Origin of the sequence: Xanthomonas sp. BRIP62411, from assembly GCF_003993525.1 — a bacterium.
Classification (GTDB): domain Bacteria; phylum Pseudomonadota; class Gammaproteobacteria; order Xanthomonadales; family Xanthomonadaceae; genus Xanthomonas; species Xanthomonas euroxanthea.
In genome coordinates this window covers 207412-223116 of the sequence record NZ_QEZI01000022.1, presented here as the reverse complement: position 1 = coordinate 223116, position 15705 = coordinate 207412, and the positions used below count along the sequence as shown (strand labels likewise).

The window sequence follows — 15705 nt, the reverse complement described above, 5'->3', positions numbered from 1 at the left end:
TCAAACAGCATCAACGCGCCATCCGTGGCGCCTGCCCTCCTGGCCTTCGATAGATCTACCGCGGGAAGCGACGGCACTGACTCCGCCGTCCCCGCGATAGAAAACTTGCCGCAGCCATCAGTTCGGCCGTTCTGCCATCAGCCGGGCGCGGCCGGCGGGCGGGCGGAACCAGGGATGGCCCACTCGGACATCCTGGTTCGCGCTTGCCGCCGACACCGACCTGATCACGGCTCAGCTCGCTCTGACGGGCTGCTGTCATTCCTTCTCGACGTCGTCACCGGCTTCGCGCGGCGCTTCGGCCGGCTGGAACTTCTCGCGCAGCTCGGCTTCCAGCCGCACCGCAACCTGCGGGTTGTCGCGAAGATAGCCGCGTGCGTTGTCCTTGCCCTGCCCGATGCGTTCTTCGCCATAGCTGTACCAGGCGCCGGCTTTCTCGACCAGCTTGGCTTCCACGCCCATGTCGATCAGCTCACCTTCGCGGCTGATGCCTTCGCCGTAGAGGATTTCGGTCACGACCTGCTTGAACGGAGGCGCCAGCTTGTTCTTGACCACCTTGATCTTGGTCTGGTTGCCGATGATCTCGTCGCCCTTCTTGATCGCGCCGATACGACGGATATCCAGACGGACCGAAGCGTAGAACTTCAGCGCGTTACCGCCGGTGGTCACTTCCGGGCTCTGGCCCGGCATCATCACGCCGATCTTGTGGCGCAACTGGTTGATGAAGACCACCAAGGTGTTGGAACGCTTGATGTTGCCGGTCAGCTTGCGCAGCGCCTGGCTCATCAGGCGTGCCTGCAGACCCGGAAGCTGGTCGCCCATCTCGCCTTCGATTTCGGCCTTGGGGGTCAGCGCGGCGACCGAATCGACCACCACGATGTCCACCGAACCGGAGCGCACCAGCATGTCGGCGATTTCCAGCGCCTGCTCGCCGGTATCCGGCTGCGACAGCAGCAGGTCGTCGACGTTGACGCCCAGCTTGGCGGCATAGATCGGGTCCAACGCGTGCTCGGCGTCGATGAAGGCTGCGGTGCCGCCCTTCTTCTGGCATTCGGCAATCGCCTGCAGGGTCAGGGTGGTCTTGCCCGACGATTCCGGACCGTAGATTTCGACCACACGGCCCTTGGGCAGGCCGCCGATCCCCAGTGCGATGTCCAGCATCAGCGAGCCGGTCGGAATGACTTCGACGGCCTCGATCACACGGTCGCCCATGCGCATCACCGAGCCCTTGCCGAATTGCTTTTCGATCTGGCTTAGTGCGGCGGAAAGGGCGCGCTTCTTGTTCTCATCCATCTGGGTGATCCTTGTCAGTGATTTCGGTGTAGGGCTAATGTAACGGCGGTGTATCGCACAGGCTGAGACTGGCTGCGACACACTCAGATTAGAAAGGTGGCCATGGCGATGGCAGCGGGAAATCCTGTGGTAGCGGCTCGGGATAACGCCAGTGCAGCCATCGGCGCAGTGCTCAACGATTCGGCCTCAACAGCCCGCAGTACAGGCCCTCGATCGCGAAATCCTGATCCGGCAATACTTCGATCGGCGCGTAGTCCGGGTTACGCGGCAGCAAGCGGATGCGGTCCTTGCCGATCTTCAACAATTTGACCGTGATCTCCTCATCGATGCGCGCCACCACGATCTGCCCCGAGCGCGCATCACGGGTGCGGTGCACCCCGATCAGGTCGCCGTTGAAGATACCCTCGTCGCGCATCGAATCGCCCTGCACCTTGAGCAGGTAGTCCGGCGACGGCGAGAAGAACACCCGGTCCAGCACCACGAAGTCGTCCGAGCCGATATCCGCACCGATCGGCAGACCTGCCGCCACACGTCCCAGCACCGGCAGGCGCAGCACATCGTCGCGCATCGGCTCGTTTGCGGCAGGCGAGGTGCGTGACGCGGCGCCCTGCCCGGCCAGGCGGATGCCGCGGGCCTGCCCGGGGACGCGCCGGATCGCACCGGCCTGCTCCAATGCCTCCAGATGGTATTGCGCGGCGCGCACACCCTTGAAGCCGAAGGCGCGCGCGATCTCGGTCTGCGAGGGCGGTACGCCATCGGCATCGATGCGCTCGGCGATCAAGGCCAGGATTGCTTGCTGGGTATCGGTCAGGTCCATGGTTAGTAGTATTACTACTAACTGACGCCTGCGCAAGCGCCGCGTCGTGCCTCACACGCAGGCCGGCAATCGGGCAGTACAGGCGCCGCGTCTAGCGCCGACTTCGCCAGATGGAAAACAGGATCCAGACACCGCAGATGGCTGCGCCGATGAAGCCGCCGACCCCCAACGCAAGCAGCCAACGGCTGGCACTGCCACCGACACTGTTCATGACGATCGACGAGCCGATCACCAGCGCGGCCGTCACGATGCCCATGGTGAGCCGGTTGGCCGCGCGATCGACCTGTTCGCCGAATTCGCGCAATGCCCGCGTTTCCACCTGCAGTTGCAACTTCCCGCGCCGTGCGGCCTGCAGCAGCCGTTTGAGATCGCGTGGCAGGTCGCCGATCAGATCGATCGCGCCGGTCACGGTGCGACGGCTGCGCCGCAGCATCGCGCTGGGCGCATAACGCTGCAGCACCACGCGTTCGAGATAGGGGCGCGCCTCGGTGGCCATGTCGAAATCCGGATCGAGCTGGCGGCCCATGCCCTCGAGGGTGAGAAACGCCTTGATCATCAGCGCCAGATCCGATGGCAGGGTCAGCCCGTGATCGCGCAGGATCGAGGTGACATCGCCCAGCATCGCGCCGATGCGCAGCTCTTTGAGCGGCACGCCGCGGTACTCGTCGACAAAGGCGCCGATGTCCTGCTGCAGCCGCGATTCATCGATCTCCAGACTGGTGCCGGCCCATTCCAGCAACACGTCGATGACCGCTTCGGCGTCGTAGCTGACCATGCCATGCAGCAGTTGCGCGACCTGGAAACGACGTTGCTCGGAAACACGTCCGACCATGCCGAAATCGATGACGGCGATGCGCCCGTCGCGCAGGTAAAAGATGTTGCCCGGATGCGGGTCGGCGTGGAAGCAGCCATCCTGCAGCACCATCTTCAGCACGATCCCGGCGCCGGTGCGCGCCAGGGCCTTGCGGTCCAGTCCAGCCGCGTCCACAGCGCGCATGTCCCGCCCGGGAATGCCGTCGATGAATTCCTGCACGTTGAGTGATTCGCAGGTCCACTGCCAGTAGACCGACGGCACCACCACCCCGGGGTCGTTGACGAAGTTAGCCGCGATGCGCTCGGCATTGCGACACTCGGCAGCAAAATCCAGCTCGCGTCGCAAGGAGACGGTGAATTGCTGCACCACTTCGGCGGGGCGATAACGCTTGAGATCGGGCGCGCGCGTTTCCACGATTTCCGCCAGGCGTGCCAGCAGGCGCAGATCCGCATCGATGACATCGCCAATGCCGGGGCGGCGGATCTTCAATACCACCGGTGTGCCATCGGCCAGCCAGGCGCGATGCGTCTGCGCCAGCGATGCCGCAGCCAAAGGCTGTTCGTCCAGGCGTGCGAACACGCTTTCCGGCTCCGCGCCCAGGGCCGCGACCAGTTGCGGGCGGATCTGTTCGAACGGCAGCGCGGGCACTGCGTTCTGCAGCTCGCTCAGCTCTTCGATCCACTCCGGCGGCAGCAGGTCCACGCGCGTGGCAAGCACCTGCCCCAGCTTGACGAAGGTCGGCCCGAGTTCCTCGAGCGCGCGCCGCACCCGCATCGCCGCGGACAGGCGCAGGCGCCCCTCGGCGTTGTGCCAGTGCAGCAGCTTGCCGGCACGCTCGAGCACGTCGGCCAGGCCGATACGCCGCACCACGTCGCCGAATCCGTAACGGATCAGCACCGCGGCGATTTCCTGCAGCCGCCCGAGATCACGAACGGTGCCGAGTGCCTCCCACATCAGCACACCGCCTGCGACTGCGCTGCGGCAACAGGCGGCATCGCACCACGCTGCATCGCCGGCCGCTTCTCGTCGTTCGAAACCAAGGTTGACCACGCACCGCCACGCGCAACACCCATCGCTGCGCGATCGCTCGCGCACAGGACAGCGCAATCACCGGCTGCCTCACGCGTCGGGCGCCAAAGGGCTGCGCACCGGTCATCCAGCAATGCCAGGACACCGCCAGCAGATGGATGCGACGCGGACAACGACAGCACATGAGCAGAAAGCGGAAGCATCGGCACGCAGGTTGAAGGCGAGACCTTGTTTGTAGCCGATCTGCACGTGCCTGTCGCGCCATGGACAGCTACGGGCTTAGCCGAGGTTGCGCTCACGCAGGCATCCTGGTGCCTTGGCAAGGCCGCACCAGGGCCTGATGCCGCAACCGCAAGCTCAGCCCCGCGTAAGTGCGAGGGGTGCCCAGAAATGCATTCCACGCCCCCGCCTGTAGCGGCGCATCGATGACGATCTGGCGACAGGTTGCGTTGTCGATATCTTCTACCCACGCTTCCAGCACCAGCACCAGCACCAGCGCTCGTCGTCGGCGCCGATGCCCAGCCACGCATCGAGCACCGTGCAGCCCGGTTGCACCTTCTGCGGATGCAGATCGGGGCGCGCAGCGAACCCGGCGCAGCCAAGGCTGCGTTGCCACCATGCATCACATGCGCAACCGCCCGCTGTCGAAGAGAACCGCCGCGGCCAGAGCCACACCCCGCGCAGCAGGTACGTGCGCGTGGCTGCTGCGGCGTGGCCTAGAGCAGCGCGCTCAAGCCCCGCAACGCGGCAACCACAGTCTGGCGACGCACTGCATCGCGATCGCCAGCGAAGTGGAACAACTGCGCAGTGGCATAGCCGCCGCGCCGCTTCCAGCCGATCCATACCGTGCCGACCGGCTTGTCCTCACTGCCGCCCCCCGGCCCGGCGATGCCGGTCACCGCCACCGCAATGCTCGCACCGGAATTGACCAGCGCGCCCGAGACCATTTCGATCACCGTTTCGCGGCTGACCGCACCATGCACTTCCAGCGTGTGGGGGCGCACTCCCAGCAAGGCCTGCTTGGCCTCGTAGCTGTAAGCGGCCATGCCGCAATCGAACCAGTGCGAAGACCCCGCCACATCGGTGACCGCCTTGGCGATCCAGCCGCCGGTACAGCTCTCGGCAGTGACCAGGCGCTCGCGCACGGCAAGCAGCTGTTGCCCGAGGTGTTCGGCCAGCTGCTGCAGTTCGGAATCGGCGGACATGGACATGGGCACGGCGAATGAAGGAGCAGCCGACGTTTTAGCCCAATTTGCCGCCCCTGTCTGCGCCGGCGTCCATTCGGCACCAGCGACGACGTGGCCCAGGTTCAGTGGCAGTGTGCAGCCATCGCAGCAGGCATCGGCTGCGATGGCGAGCGGATCGTCAGGCTGTCGGCTGCGATGGGCTGCATTGTCCTGCCCTGGCGACTGCGTCAGACCTGTGTTGGCCGCCATCTGCCAAAGCGCCAAGACCGGCGTGGCGCGATCACCGCACCGTCCGACCCCACTGCTCCGACGCCATCGGCCTGCCGTGCCAGCGTCACGCTGCACGGCCGGCCACGCCGACCGTGCAGCGCCGATCACGACTCCCAGTCTTCGCGACGATCCGGCAGCATCGCGCGCAGTGGTGCACCGTCGTCGCCGGCAGCCAGGCGCTCGGCCTCGACCATCGGCAGGTCCACATCCAGCAACCAGCCGTCCTCGTCGGACTGCTCGCCGCGCACCACTTCCAGTTGATGCAACTTGGAGCGCAGGCGGCCTGCCGACGGTGGCAACCGCAGTTGCCCGGTCACATGGCGCAGATCCAGTCGCTGCCCCAGGGCGTGCTGCAGTTCCGGCAGCCCGCGCCCATCACGCGCAGAGACCCACACGCGCTCACGCCGCGCCTGGTCGGGAATGCCGTCCTGCGCATCGTGACGCACCTGCGCGCCTTCGATCTTGTCGATCTTGTTGAACACCAGCAGCTGCGGCAAATCGCCCGCGCCCACCGCATGCAACACCTCATCGACCTGCTGGATGCGTTCCTCGCGCAGCGGGTCGGCCGCATCGACGATATGCAACAACAGATCGGCGTCGCGCGCTTCGGACAAGGTCGAACGGAACGCAGCGACCAGTTGATGCGGCAGATCGCGCAAGAAGCCGACCGTATCGGCCAGGATCGCACTGCCGCCCGGCAGCGCAATGCGACGCACGGTGGGATCGAGCGTGGCGAACAACTGGTCGGCCACGTAGGCCTCCGCACCGGTCAAGGCATTGAACAACGTGGATTTGCCGGCATTGGTGTAGCCAACCAACGCAATCCGCGGCAGTTCGCTGCGCATGCGCGCACGCCGCATCTGGGTGCGCTGCACCTCGACCTTTTCCAGCCGCTGCTGCAACTGCTCCACCCGCTTCTGCAGCAGGCGGCGGTCGGTTTCCAGCTGGGTTTCGCCAGGCCCGCGCAGACCGATCGAACCGCCGCGCTGACGCTCCAGGTGGGTCCAGCCGCGCACCAGCCGGGTCGCCATATGCCGCAACTGCGCCAGCTCCACCTGCAGCTTGCCTTCGTGGCTGCGTGCCCGTTGCGCGAAGATGTCCAGGATCAGGCCGGTGCGGTCGATCACGCGCCGCTCCAGGTAGCGCTCCAGATTGCGCTCCTGGCCGGGCGACAAGGTGTGGTTGACCAACACCAGATCCGCGCCGGTAGCCTCGGCGGCGGCCTTGATCTCTTCCAGCTTGCCGCTGCCGATCAAGGTCGACGGGTTCGGTTTGTCGATGCGCGCGGTGAGCGTGGCCGCCACCGTGGCGCCCGCCGACCTGGCAAGGTCGGCGAACTCCTCCAGCACATCCTCTTCGGCAGGCCCACCTGAGTGGGTCTGAATCAACAACGCGTGTTCACCCTTGCGTGAGCGATCAAACACGCACTACTCCATTACTGCTCGACGTCGTCATCTTCCGCCTGGTTGCCTTCATTGGATTGCACATACCCACCACCCGGTCCCACGCGCACGTTGCGCGCCGGCACGACCGTGGAGATGGCGTGCTTGTAGACCATCTGACTCACGGTATTGCGCAGCAGGACCACGAACTGGTCGAACGACTCGATCGTGCCCTGCAGCTTGATGCCGTTGACCAGATATACAGAGACCGGCACCCGCTCGCGCCGCAGCGCGTTGAGGAATGGATCCTGTAAAGATTGCCCCTTAGCCATCGAAAACTCCTCGTCATTATTGTTCTTATAGTCCCGGTCGACACCTGCCATCCCCAGCCGGTCCCGGAAACGGGATGTTACACGCCTGAAGCCTGCGGTACATCGGGACGTTGACCGAGGAAGCCGACAAGTGCGCGTTCCAGTCGATGCCGGTCAGTGTCCGGGTCGAACCAGCGTGCGTCGAGCTCGCCACGCAGCCAGGTGAGTTGCCGCTTGGCCAGTTGGCGGGTGGCCTGCACCGCCCTGTCGCGGAACTCAGCCAGGCTACCGGCCCCATCCAGATACTCCCAGGCCTGGCGATACCCCACCGCGCGCACCGCTGGCAGATCCAGCGGCGCGGCGACCGCGCGCAGTTGCGGCAGTGCTCGGAGACGTTCCACTTCGGCCAGGAAATCCTGTGCCAGCATCATGTCCAGGCGTCGTTCGATGCGCGCATGCAGCACTGCGCGCTCGCGCGGTGCCAGTACGACCTTCAGCACCCGCACCGGCAGACGTGGCCCCGGCGGCAGCGCCTGCCAGTAACTGATCGGCTTGCCGCTGATGCGATAGACCTCCAGGGCGCGCTGGATCCGCTGCGGATCGGTGGTATGGATGCGGGCAGCGGCGATCGGGTCCACGTCCGCCAGCTGCGCATGCAGCCTGGCCCAACCGAGCTGTTCGGCTTCGGCTGCGATGGCCGAGCGTACCGCCGGATCGGCCTCGGGCAACTGCGACAGCCCTTCCAGCACGGCGCGGAAGTAGAGCCCGGTGCCGCCGGCCAGAATCGGCAGCTTGCCGCGCGCCACGATCTGCCCGATCGCCTGCCGCGCATCGCTGGCGAATTCCGCCGCCGAATAGATCTGCCAGGGATCGCGCAGGTCGATCAGATGGTGTGGCACCGCCGCGCGCATCGCGGCATCCGGCTTGGCCGCGCCGACGTCCAGGCCGCGATACACCAGCGCCGAATCGACACTGACGATCTCGCCGTTCCAGCGCTGCGCTGCCTCCAGTGCCAGCGCGGTCTTGCCGCTGGCGGTCGGCCCCATCAATGCAATTGCCAGCGGGCGTCGGTCGGCCGGCATCAGTCCTCGTCCGGCCAGCGAATGCCCGGTGCCGCAGGCGCGCTCACGCGTGGCAGCGGGATCGCCGCCATCGCGCTCCACACCTTCAAGGCATCCACGGTAGCAGCCACATCGTGCACGCGCAGCACCATCGCACCATGCTGGGCGGCGATCAGGTGCGCGGCGACCGAGCCGTACACGCGTTCTGCGGCGACCTGCCGCCCGGTCAGTTCACCGATGCTGCGCTTGCGCGACAGCCCGGCCAGGATCGGCAGGCCGAACTCCTGCAGGCGCTGCAACTGCGCCAGCACGGTGAGATTGTGCGTAGTGGTCTTGTCGAAGCCGAACCCCGGGTCGAGGATCAACCGGCGCTTGTCGATACCGGCCATTTCCGCCGCGAAGATGCGTTCGGCCAGGAAGCGATGCACCTCGGCCACCACGTCGTCGTAATGCGGCGCGTCCTGCATCGCATGGGGTGCGCTGCGTGCATGCATCAACACCACCGGCACCCGCAGTTCGGCCGCGGCATCCAATGCGCCGGGCGAACGCAGCGCGTGCACGTCGTTGATCATGCCGGCGCCGGCCGCGACCGCTGCGCGCATCACCTCCGGCTTGAAGGTATCCACACTGATCGGCACGCCGGTGTGCTGCGCCAATGCCTGGATCACCGGGATCACGCGCTGCAGCTCTTCGTCCAGCGATACCGGGGTTGCGCCCGGACGGGTGGATTCGCCGCCGATATCCAGCAGCGCAGCGCCCTGCTCGACCAGGCGCAGGCCATGCGCGATGGCAGCCTCGCAACTGGCGTGCTGGCCGCCATCGGAAAACGAATCCGGGGTGACGTTGACGATCCCCATCACCTGCGGCGCGTCCAGTCGCAGTTCGCGACCGGCGCAATCCAGCTTGAGGGCGGTGTCGAACATCGGGGGTGTCTCCTTGGAGGGGTTGCGGTAGGGCGTGGTCGGCGATGTGGCCGTATAACGCATCAAGGCCGGGAATCGCTTCCCGGCCTTGATGAATGCTTCTGCAGCTGACCGATGCGGGCGTTACAGCTGCTCGGCTGGCCCGGCAATCGGCGCCAACGGACGCGGGCTGCCCTTGTCGTTGTTGTTGCCGCCGTCCTTGTCGGACCTGCCCCAGCCCGCTGGCGGCGGCGGCTCGCGGCCTTCCATGATGGCGTCGATCTGCGGCACGTCGATGGTCTCGTACTGCAACAGCAGCTGCGACATCGCGTGCAGCTTGTCCAGGTTCTCGGTGAGGATGGCCTTGGTCTTGCTGTAGGCCTTGTCCAGGATCGAGCGCACCACTTCGTCGATCATGCGCGCGGTCTCGTCGGAAACGTTCTTGTGCTGGGTCACCGAACGACCCAGGAACACCTCGTCTTCCTCCTCACCGTAGGCCACCGGGCCCAGCTCGTCGGACAGGCCCCACTTGGTGACCATGTTGCGCGCCATCTTGGTCGCACGCTCGATGTCGTTGGACGCACCGGTGGTGACCTTGTCACCGCCGAAGATCAGCTCCTCGGCCACGCGGCCGCCGTACAGCGAGCACAGCTGCGACTCGATCGCCACGCGGTTCATCGAATAACGATCACCTTCCGGCAAATACATCGTCACGCCCAGGGCGCGACCGCGCGGAATGATCGTGACCTTGTAGACCGGGTCATGCTCGGGCACCAGACGGCCGACGATGGCGTGACCTGCCTCGTGGTAGGCGGTGAGCGTCTTTTCGTCTTCGCTCATGGCCATCGAGCGGCGCTCGGCACCCATCAGGATCTTGTCGCGGGCACGGTCGAAGTGGTCCATGCGGACTTCCTTCTCGCTGCCGCGCGCGGCAAACAACGCCGCCTCGTTACACAGGTTGGCCAGGTCGGCACCCGAGAAGCCCGGCGTACCGCGTGCGATGACCATCGGCACCACGTCGTCGGCCAACGGCAGCTTGCGCATGTGCACACGCAGGATCTGCTCGCGCCCCTTGACGTCCGGCAGGCCGACCACGACCTGGCGATCGAAACGGCCCGGACGCAGCAGCGCCGGATCCAGCACGTCGGGGCGGTTGGTCGCAGCGATCACGATCACGCCCTCGCCACCCTCGAAACCGTCCATCTCGACCAGCAACTGATTCAAGGTCTGCTCGCGCTCGTCGTGTCCACCGCCCAGACCAGCGCCGCGATGACGGCCAACGGCATCGATTTCGTCGATGAAGATAATGCAGGGCGCATGTTTCTTGGCCTGCTCGAACATGTCGCGCACGCGGCTGGCGCCAACGCCCACGAACATCTCGACGAAGTCGGAACCAGAGATGCTGAAGAACGGCACCTTGGCCTCGCCGGCAATCGCCTTGGCGAGCAGCGTCTTGCCGGTACCCGGCGGGCCGACCATCAGCACGCCGCGCGGGATTTTGCCGCCCAGCTTGGTGAACTTGGTCGGGTCGCGCAGGAAGTCGACCAGCTCGCTGACTTCTTCCTTGGCCTCGTCGCAACCGGCAACGTCGGCAAAGGTGATCTTGACCTGGTCCTCGCCCTGCAGCTTGGCGCGCGACTTGCCGAAGCTCATCGCACCCTTGGCACCGCCACCACCGCCCTGCATCTGGCGCATGATGAACAGCCAGAAGCCGATGATCAGGATGACCGGCAGGAAGTTGAGCACCAGCGACCAGAAACCCGGCCCGGTGGAGGGCTTCTGGCGGGTCATTTCGATGTTCTTGCTGTACAGCACGTCGACCAGCTTGTCATCGCGCGGGCCGTATACGGTGGCTTCGCTGCCGTCGGTGCGCTTGAAGCGGATCGCGTTGACCGCCAGATTGGTCTCGTCGGTGTAGTCCACCGATTTGACCCGCCCGGCATCCACTTCCTTCAGGAACTGGGTGTAGGTAATCGCGTCGGGGCCGACACCGCCCGCCATCCGCGGCGAGAAGCTCTGGAAGACGACCATCAGCACAACCGCGACGACCACCCACAACAGCAGATTCTTGGTCAAGTCGTTCATCCTCATTGGCTCCGGTGCCCTCTACTCTTCAATTCTTGAAACACGGTGGTCATTGGCAGCTTACTTGATCTGGGCACGCTTGCCCTGACCGAGCGCATAAACTTCCGGGGAGCGCTTGCGCGAGGCCGCCGGTTTGCGAATCGTCACCTTGTCATAGCGGCGGCGAAGCTCACGAATGTAGTCGTCGGACCCGACGCCCTGGAACAACTTGATCAGGAACGCCCCGCCCGGTTTGAGGTGGATATCGGCAAATTCCATTGCCAGTTCCGCCAGGTGCATCATCCGCGGTTGGTCGACCGCGTCCATGCCACTCTTATTGGGGGCCATATCGGACAGCACAAGGTCCACCGGCACATCGCCCAGCATCGCCTCGAATTCCGATAGGACGGTTTGCTCCCTGAAGTCGCCGTGAAGGAACTCCACCCCGGCCAGCGGTGGCATCTCCAGGATATCCAGCGCCACCACCCGGCCGCTGTCGCCCATGGACTTGCGTACCTGCTGCGACCAGCCGCCCGGCGCCGCGCCCAGGTCGACCACCACCATGCCCGGCTTGAGCAGACGGTCGCGCTGGAGCAGTTCTTCCAGCTTGTAGGCCGCGCGCGAGCGCATGCCTTCGGCCTGCGCCTTCTTGACGAACGGATCGGCGAAGTGTTCCTTGAGCCAGCGCTGGCTGCTTTTACTACGGGAAGGCATCGGCAAAGGGGTCTGAACGGGTCGCCATGATACCCTGAACACCCTTTGCTTCCCTTTGATCCTGCATGTCCATTGTTCTCACCTCCGCCCAGAACCGTTTCCTGCGCGGCCAGGCCCACGATCTCAAGGCACTGCTGCAGACCGGGGGCAAAGGGGTCACGCCGGCATTTCTGGCCGAACTCGAGGAAGTGCTCGAGCGCCACGAATTGATCAAGGTGAAGGTGACATCGGAGGATCGCGAGGCCCGTGACGCCATGATCGCCGAACTGACCCAGCACACCGGCAGCGCGCTGGTGCAGCGGATCGGCCATGTCGCCATCCTGTACCGCCCCAGCAAGGAAAAGCGTCAGATCGTGCTGCCGCGCGGCTGACAGACGAGTTCGCCATGCCTTTAAGCCAGGAACACCCCGACTACACCTATGCGCTGCGCGCGGCCGATGGCCGCCATGCCAAGGTGAATGACCAGATTCTGCAGCGCAGCTTCATCCTGATGCCCGACGAGCTGGTGGAAGGCTGGCCGGTGCCCGGCCTGGCGCAGCTCCAGGTCGCACATATGGACGCGGTGCTGGCACTTGCCCCGGCGGTGATCCTGCTCGGCACCGGCGAGCGGCAGCAGTTTCCGAAGACGGACGTGCTGGCAGCCTGCCTGACCCGCGGCATCGGCCTGGAAGCGATGACCAATGCGGCCGCCGCACGCACCTACAACGTGCTGGCCAGCGAAGGCCGCCGGGTGGCGCTGGCAATGATTTTGGAAGGCTGAATCGGGAATCGGGAATCGGGAATCGGGAATCGGGAATCGGGAATCGGGAAAGCAGGCTGGACTGAAACTTCGCTGTCAAGCGAAATTTACCGAGCCTTAGATGCCCTGCTCAGGTCAGGCGTCGTCCGCCATCCATCAATAAAGCCCCGGCCCAAGGCTGTTGCGATTCCCTATTCCCTACTCCCGATTCACTTCTTCGGCAGATACAGCAACGGATCCACCGGCTTGCCGTTGTAGCGGATCTCGAAGTGCAGCATGTCGCGGGCAGCGCCGCTGCGGCCCATCTCGGCGATCTGCTGGCCGGCCTTGACGCTCTGGCCTTCGTTGAGCAGGCGCTTGCGGTTGTGCCCGTAGGCGGACAGCCATTGGTCGTTGTGCTTGATGATGATCAGCTCGCCGTAGCCGACCAGGCCGGCGCCGGAGTACACCACCACGCCATCGGCCGCGGCACGCACGGCCTGCCCGCTGGCCCCGGCGATGTCCACGCCCTGCTTGGTGGTTTCGCCGGTGACGAAGGTGCCGACCACCACGCCATCGGCCGGCCAGCGCCACGGAAATCCGCTGCTGACCGGCGCTGCGACCGGGGCACTCGGGCGCGGCGGAACCACCGTGCCGGCGGTGGAGGTGCTGCCGCCAGGCTTGCTGGCCCCGGGCGGATAGAGCTTGAGGGTCTGACCGGGATAGATGGTGTTCGGTGAGGACAGGCCATTCCAGGCCGCCAGATCCGGCGCGGTGATGTTGGTGCGGCGCGAGATGGCGTACAGCGTGTCGCCGCGCTGGACGGTGACGGTCGCGCCCGGGCGCGGCACCGACGGACGTGGCGAAGCGGACGGACGTGCGGACGCCGAACCGGCGCCGGCTCCGGGCGAACGCACCACCGTGGCGCTGCTGCAGGCGGCCAGCCCGACGGCCACTGCGAGCAGGACTGCTGTCTTACATACCGAATTCATCTGCAACTTGCTCATCCGTTGGTTGTCTTCCACGCTAGCCACCCTGCTCCCACTGCCAGCACGGCCATGGCCACCCAGCCCAGCGGCTCGATCCAGCGATGCAACGCGGCTTCGGCACGCGCTCCACCCAGCCGGATCGCGCCGGCCACCAGGTACACGCGCTTGCCCCGCCCCACCAGCATGCTGGCGATGAAGGGCAGGATCGGCACGCCGACCACGCCCGAGGCCCAGGTAAAGATCTTCAGCGGAATCGGGGTGAAGCCCACCAGCACCAGCGCCCAGAAGGCCTTCCACGGCGAATCGGCGACCAGCGTGCGCAGGGTTTCGATCTGCGCCTGGATCTTCGCGCTCCAGCCCAGCCATTCGATCAGCGGCGACAATGCGGCAAAGGCGAAATGGCCCAGCAGATAGCCGACCAGCGCGCCGCAGACCGAGCCGAGCAGGCTCAAGGTGGCGAACCACAACGCGCGCCTGGGTTCGGCCAGCGACATCGGCGCCAGCATCACCTCTGGCGGCACCGGGAAGATGAAGCCCTCCACGAAACTGAGGCCGGTCAGCAGCGCCGGAGCGCGGCGATTGCGCGACCAACGAATGGCCACGTCGTACAACGGCCCGAAGATCTTCATCGAGGAACTCTCATGGATTCAATCCAGCATGCCCGACAACAGCGGGACGAACGTGACCGGCGCCAGAACCTGCTGTTCGATCGCGCCGTCGGCAGCGCGCGTGAGCTGCACCAGCGACTGCGACGAGGCGCCACCGACCGGGGCGACCAGCCGTCCGCCGACCGCCAGCTGATCGACCAGCGCATCGACCAGTGCCGGGGCGGCGGCGGTGACCACGATGGCATCGTAGGGGCCGTGTTCGGGCCAACCGATGCGGCCGTCGTCGTGCTTGCTGCGCACATTCATGCCCAGATGCCGGAAGCGCTTGCGCGCCTGCCGCAGCAGGTCGCCGATGCGCTCAACCGTGTACACCTCCAGCCCCAGCGCGGCCAGGATCGCGCCCTGGTAGCCGGAACCGGTGCCGACTTCGAGCACCCTGGTCGGGCCGACCTGCAGCACCGCCTCGGTCATCCGCGCGACCACCCAGGGCTGCGAGATGGTCTGGCCGTGGCCGATCGGCAGGGCGGTGTCTTCGTAGGCGCGCGAGGCCAGCGCTTCATCGATGAACAGATGGCGCGGCACCGTGCGCATCGCGTTGAGCGTGGCTTCGTCCTGGATGCCGGCCTCGCGCAGGCGCTCGACCAGCCGGTCGCGCACGCGTTGCGAGGTCATGCCGATCCCGACCGATTCCGGTTGCAGGCGTAGCCTGGGCGTCATGCCGGGGTATCCAGCGCGGCGGTCAACCCGCCCACCCAGCCGGCCACCGTCTCCAACGCCTGATAGCGGGTCAGGTCGACATGGATCGGGGTGATCGAGATATGCCCGGTACGCACCGCGTGGAAGTCAGTGCCGGGGCCGGCATCCTGCTCCGGCCCGGCCGGGCCGATCCAGTACACGGTGCGGCCGCGCGGATCGCGCTGCGGCACGCAGGGCTCGGAACGATGGCGGTTGCCGAGCCGGGTGACCTCGAAACCGAGCACATCCGACCAGGCCAGATCCGGCACGTTGACGTTGAGGATAGTGTTGGCGGGCAACGGGTCGGCCTTCAGCCGCGCCACGATCTCCACCGCCGCGCGTGCGGCGCTCTGGTAGTTGTGCGCCTCATGGTTGTGCGTCACCAGCGACACCGCCACCGCCGGCAGGCCGAGGAAGCGGCCTTCCATCGCGGCGGACACGGTGCCCGAATAGATCACGTCGTCGCCGAGATTGGCCGAGTTGTTGATGCCGGAGACCACGATATCCGGCTCGTAATCGAGCATGCCGGTCAGCGCCAGATGCACGCAGTCGGTCGGCGTGCCGGCCACCGCGCAGGTCTGCGCGTCGATGCGGCGGGTGCGGATCGGCACATCCAGCGTCAGCGAATTGCTGGCGCCGGAGCGGTCGCGGTCGGGCGCGACCACCATCACTTCATGACCGGCATGGCGCAGCGCCTCGGCCAAAATCTGGATGCCGGGGGCGTCGACACCGTCGTCGTTGCTAACCAGTACGCGCATGGGACTCCTCGGAAAACCGGGCCATGATACCGGATGCGTCCGCGCCCTTCGCGCTT

General features: G+C 66.0%; 17 protein-coding genes. 2 read left to right on the top strand and 15 right to left on the bottom strand.

Features of this window, described 5'->3' with window-relative positions; all coding sequences use genetic code 11:
• Window positions 1–255: 255 nt before the first annotated feature.
• The 11 genes from recA to rlmE form a co-directional block, all read right to left on the bottom strand.
• The gene (gene recA / locus EO139_RS17715; protein ID WP_016904265.1) at window positions 256–1290 is read right to left on the bottom strand and encodes a recombinase RecA; all 1035 of its coding nucleotides are present in this window, start codon (window positions 1288–1290) and stop codon (window positions 256–258) included.
• Between the two features lie 172 nt (window positions 1291–1462).
• Window positions 1463–2107: a transcriptional repressor LexA gene (gene lexA / locus EO139_RS17710; RefSeq protein WP_126971693.1), complete on the bottom strand. Its 645-nt coding sequence runs from the start codon at window positions 2105–2107 to the stop codon at window positions 1463–1465.
• A gap of 91 nt (window positions 2108–2198) precedes the next feature.
• Entirely contained in the window at window positions 2199–3875 is a 1677-nt protein-coding gene (ubiB, locus tag EO139_RS17705; protein ID WP_115677095.1) for a 2-polyprenylphenol 6-hydroxylase, read from the bottom strand.
• 370 nt (window positions 3876–4245) lie between these two features.
• Window positions 4246–4443: a hypothetical protein gene (locus EO139_RS17700; protein WP_206515158.1), complete on the bottom strand. Its 198-nt coding sequence runs from the start codon at window positions 4441–4443 to the stop codon at window positions 4246–4248.
• A 223-nt stretch (window positions 4444–4666) separates the two neighbouring features.
• Window positions 4667–5161 (bottom strand): CinA family protein, encoded by a 495-nt coding sequence (locus EO139_RS17695; protein WP_164739907.1) that lies wholly within the window; start codon window positions 5159–5161, stop codon window positions 4667–4669.
• A gap of 350 nt (window positions 5162–5511) precedes the next feature.
• The gene (gene hflX, locus EO139_RS17690) at window positions 5512–6831 is read right to left on the bottom strand and encodes a ribosome rescue GTPase HflX (protein WP_126971689.1); all 1320 of its coding nucleotides are present in this window, start codon (window positions 6829–6831) and stop codon (window positions 5512–5514) included.
• An 11-nt stretch (window positions 6832–6842) separates the two neighbouring features.
• Window positions 6843–7121, bottom strand: coding sequence for an RNA chaperone Hfq (gene hfq, locus EO139_RS17685; RefSeq protein ID WP_005915027.1), 279 nt, complete (start codon window positions 7119–7121; stop codon window positions 6843–6845).
• A gap of 77 nt (window positions 7122–7198) precedes the next feature.
• A complete protein-coding gene (miaA, locus tag EO139_RS17680) occupies window positions 7199–8182 on the bottom strand; it encodes a tRNA (adenosine(37)-N6)-dimethylallyltransferase MiaA (protein ID WP_126971687.1) in 984 nt (327 codons plus the stop codon).
• On the bottom strand, window positions 8182–9084 hold the full coding sequence (gene folP / locus EO139_RS17675; protein WP_126971685.1) for a dihydropteroate synthase: 903 nt from the start codon (window positions 9082–9084) through the stop codon (window positions 8182–8184). The genes miaA and folP overlap by 1 nt, the downstream gene beginning before the upstream one ends.
• Window positions 9085–9207: 123 nt before the next feature.
• The gene (ftsH, locus tag EO139_RS17670; protein ID WP_164739906.1) at window positions 9208–11148 is read right to left on the bottom strand and encodes an ATP-dependent zinc metalloprotease FtsH; all 1941 of its coding nucleotides are present in this window, start codon (window positions 11146–11148) and stop codon (window positions 9208–9210) included.
• 60 nt (window positions 11149–11208) lie between these two features.
• Entirely contained in the window at window positions 11209–11841 is a 633-nt protein-coding gene (rlmE, locus tag EO139_RS17665) for a 23S rRNA (uridine(2552)-2'-O)-methyltransferase RlmE (RefSeq protein WP_104648526.1), read from the bottom strand.
• 65 nt (window positions 11842–11906) lie between these two features.
• Between rlmE and yhbY the strand changes: the two genes are divergently transcribed.
• Both yhbY and EO139_RS17655 read left to right on the top strand, forming a co-directional pair.
• Window positions 11907–12212 carry a ribosome assembly RNA-binding protein YhbY gene (yhbY, locus tag EO139_RS17660; RefSeq protein ID WP_104582892.1) on the top strand — a complete coding sequence of 102 codons (306 nt, stop codon included), beginning with the start codon at window positions 11907–11909 and terminating at the stop codon, window positions 12210–12212.
• Between the two features lie 14 nt (window positions 12213–12226).
• Window positions 12227–12601: an Mth938-like domain-containing protein gene (locus tag EO139_RS17655; RefSeq protein WP_104648525.1), complete on the top strand. Its 375-nt coding sequence runs from the start codon at window positions 12227–12229 to the stop codon at window positions 12599–12601.
• A 188-nt stretch (window positions 12602–12789) separates the two neighbouring features.
• Here EO139_RS17655 and EO139_RS17650 read toward each other — a convergent pair whose 3' ends face one another.
• The 4 genes from EO139_RS17650 to surE are packed head-to-tail and all read right to left on the bottom strand — an operon-like array spanning window position 12790 to window position 15649.
• Entirely contained in the window at window positions 12790–13566 is a 777-nt protein-coding gene (locus EO139_RS17650) for a peptidoglycan DD-metalloendopeptidase family protein (protein WP_164739905.1), read from the bottom strand.
• A complete protein-coding gene (locus EO139_RS17645; RefSeq protein ID WP_104648524.1) occupies window positions 13563–14177 on the bottom strand; it encodes a YqaA family protein in 615 nt (204 codons plus the stop codon). Before EO139_RS17645 ends, EO139_RS17650 begins: the two co-directional genes overlap by 4 nt.
• 18 nt (window positions 14178–14195) lie before the next feature.
• Window positions 14196–14873, bottom strand: coding sequence for a protein-L-isoaspartate(D-aspartate) O-methyltransferase (locus tag EO139_RS17640; RefSeq protein WP_104582889.1), 678 nt, complete (start codon window positions 14871–14873; stop codon window positions 14196–14198).
• Entirely contained in the window at window positions 14870–15649 is a 780-nt protein-coding gene (surE, locus tag EO139_RS17635; RefSeq protein ID WP_104582888.1) for a 5'/3'-nucleotidase SurE, read from the bottom strand. Before surE ends, EO139_RS17640 begins: the two co-directional genes overlap by 4 nt.
• Window positions 15650–15705 lie beyond the last annotated feature (56 nt).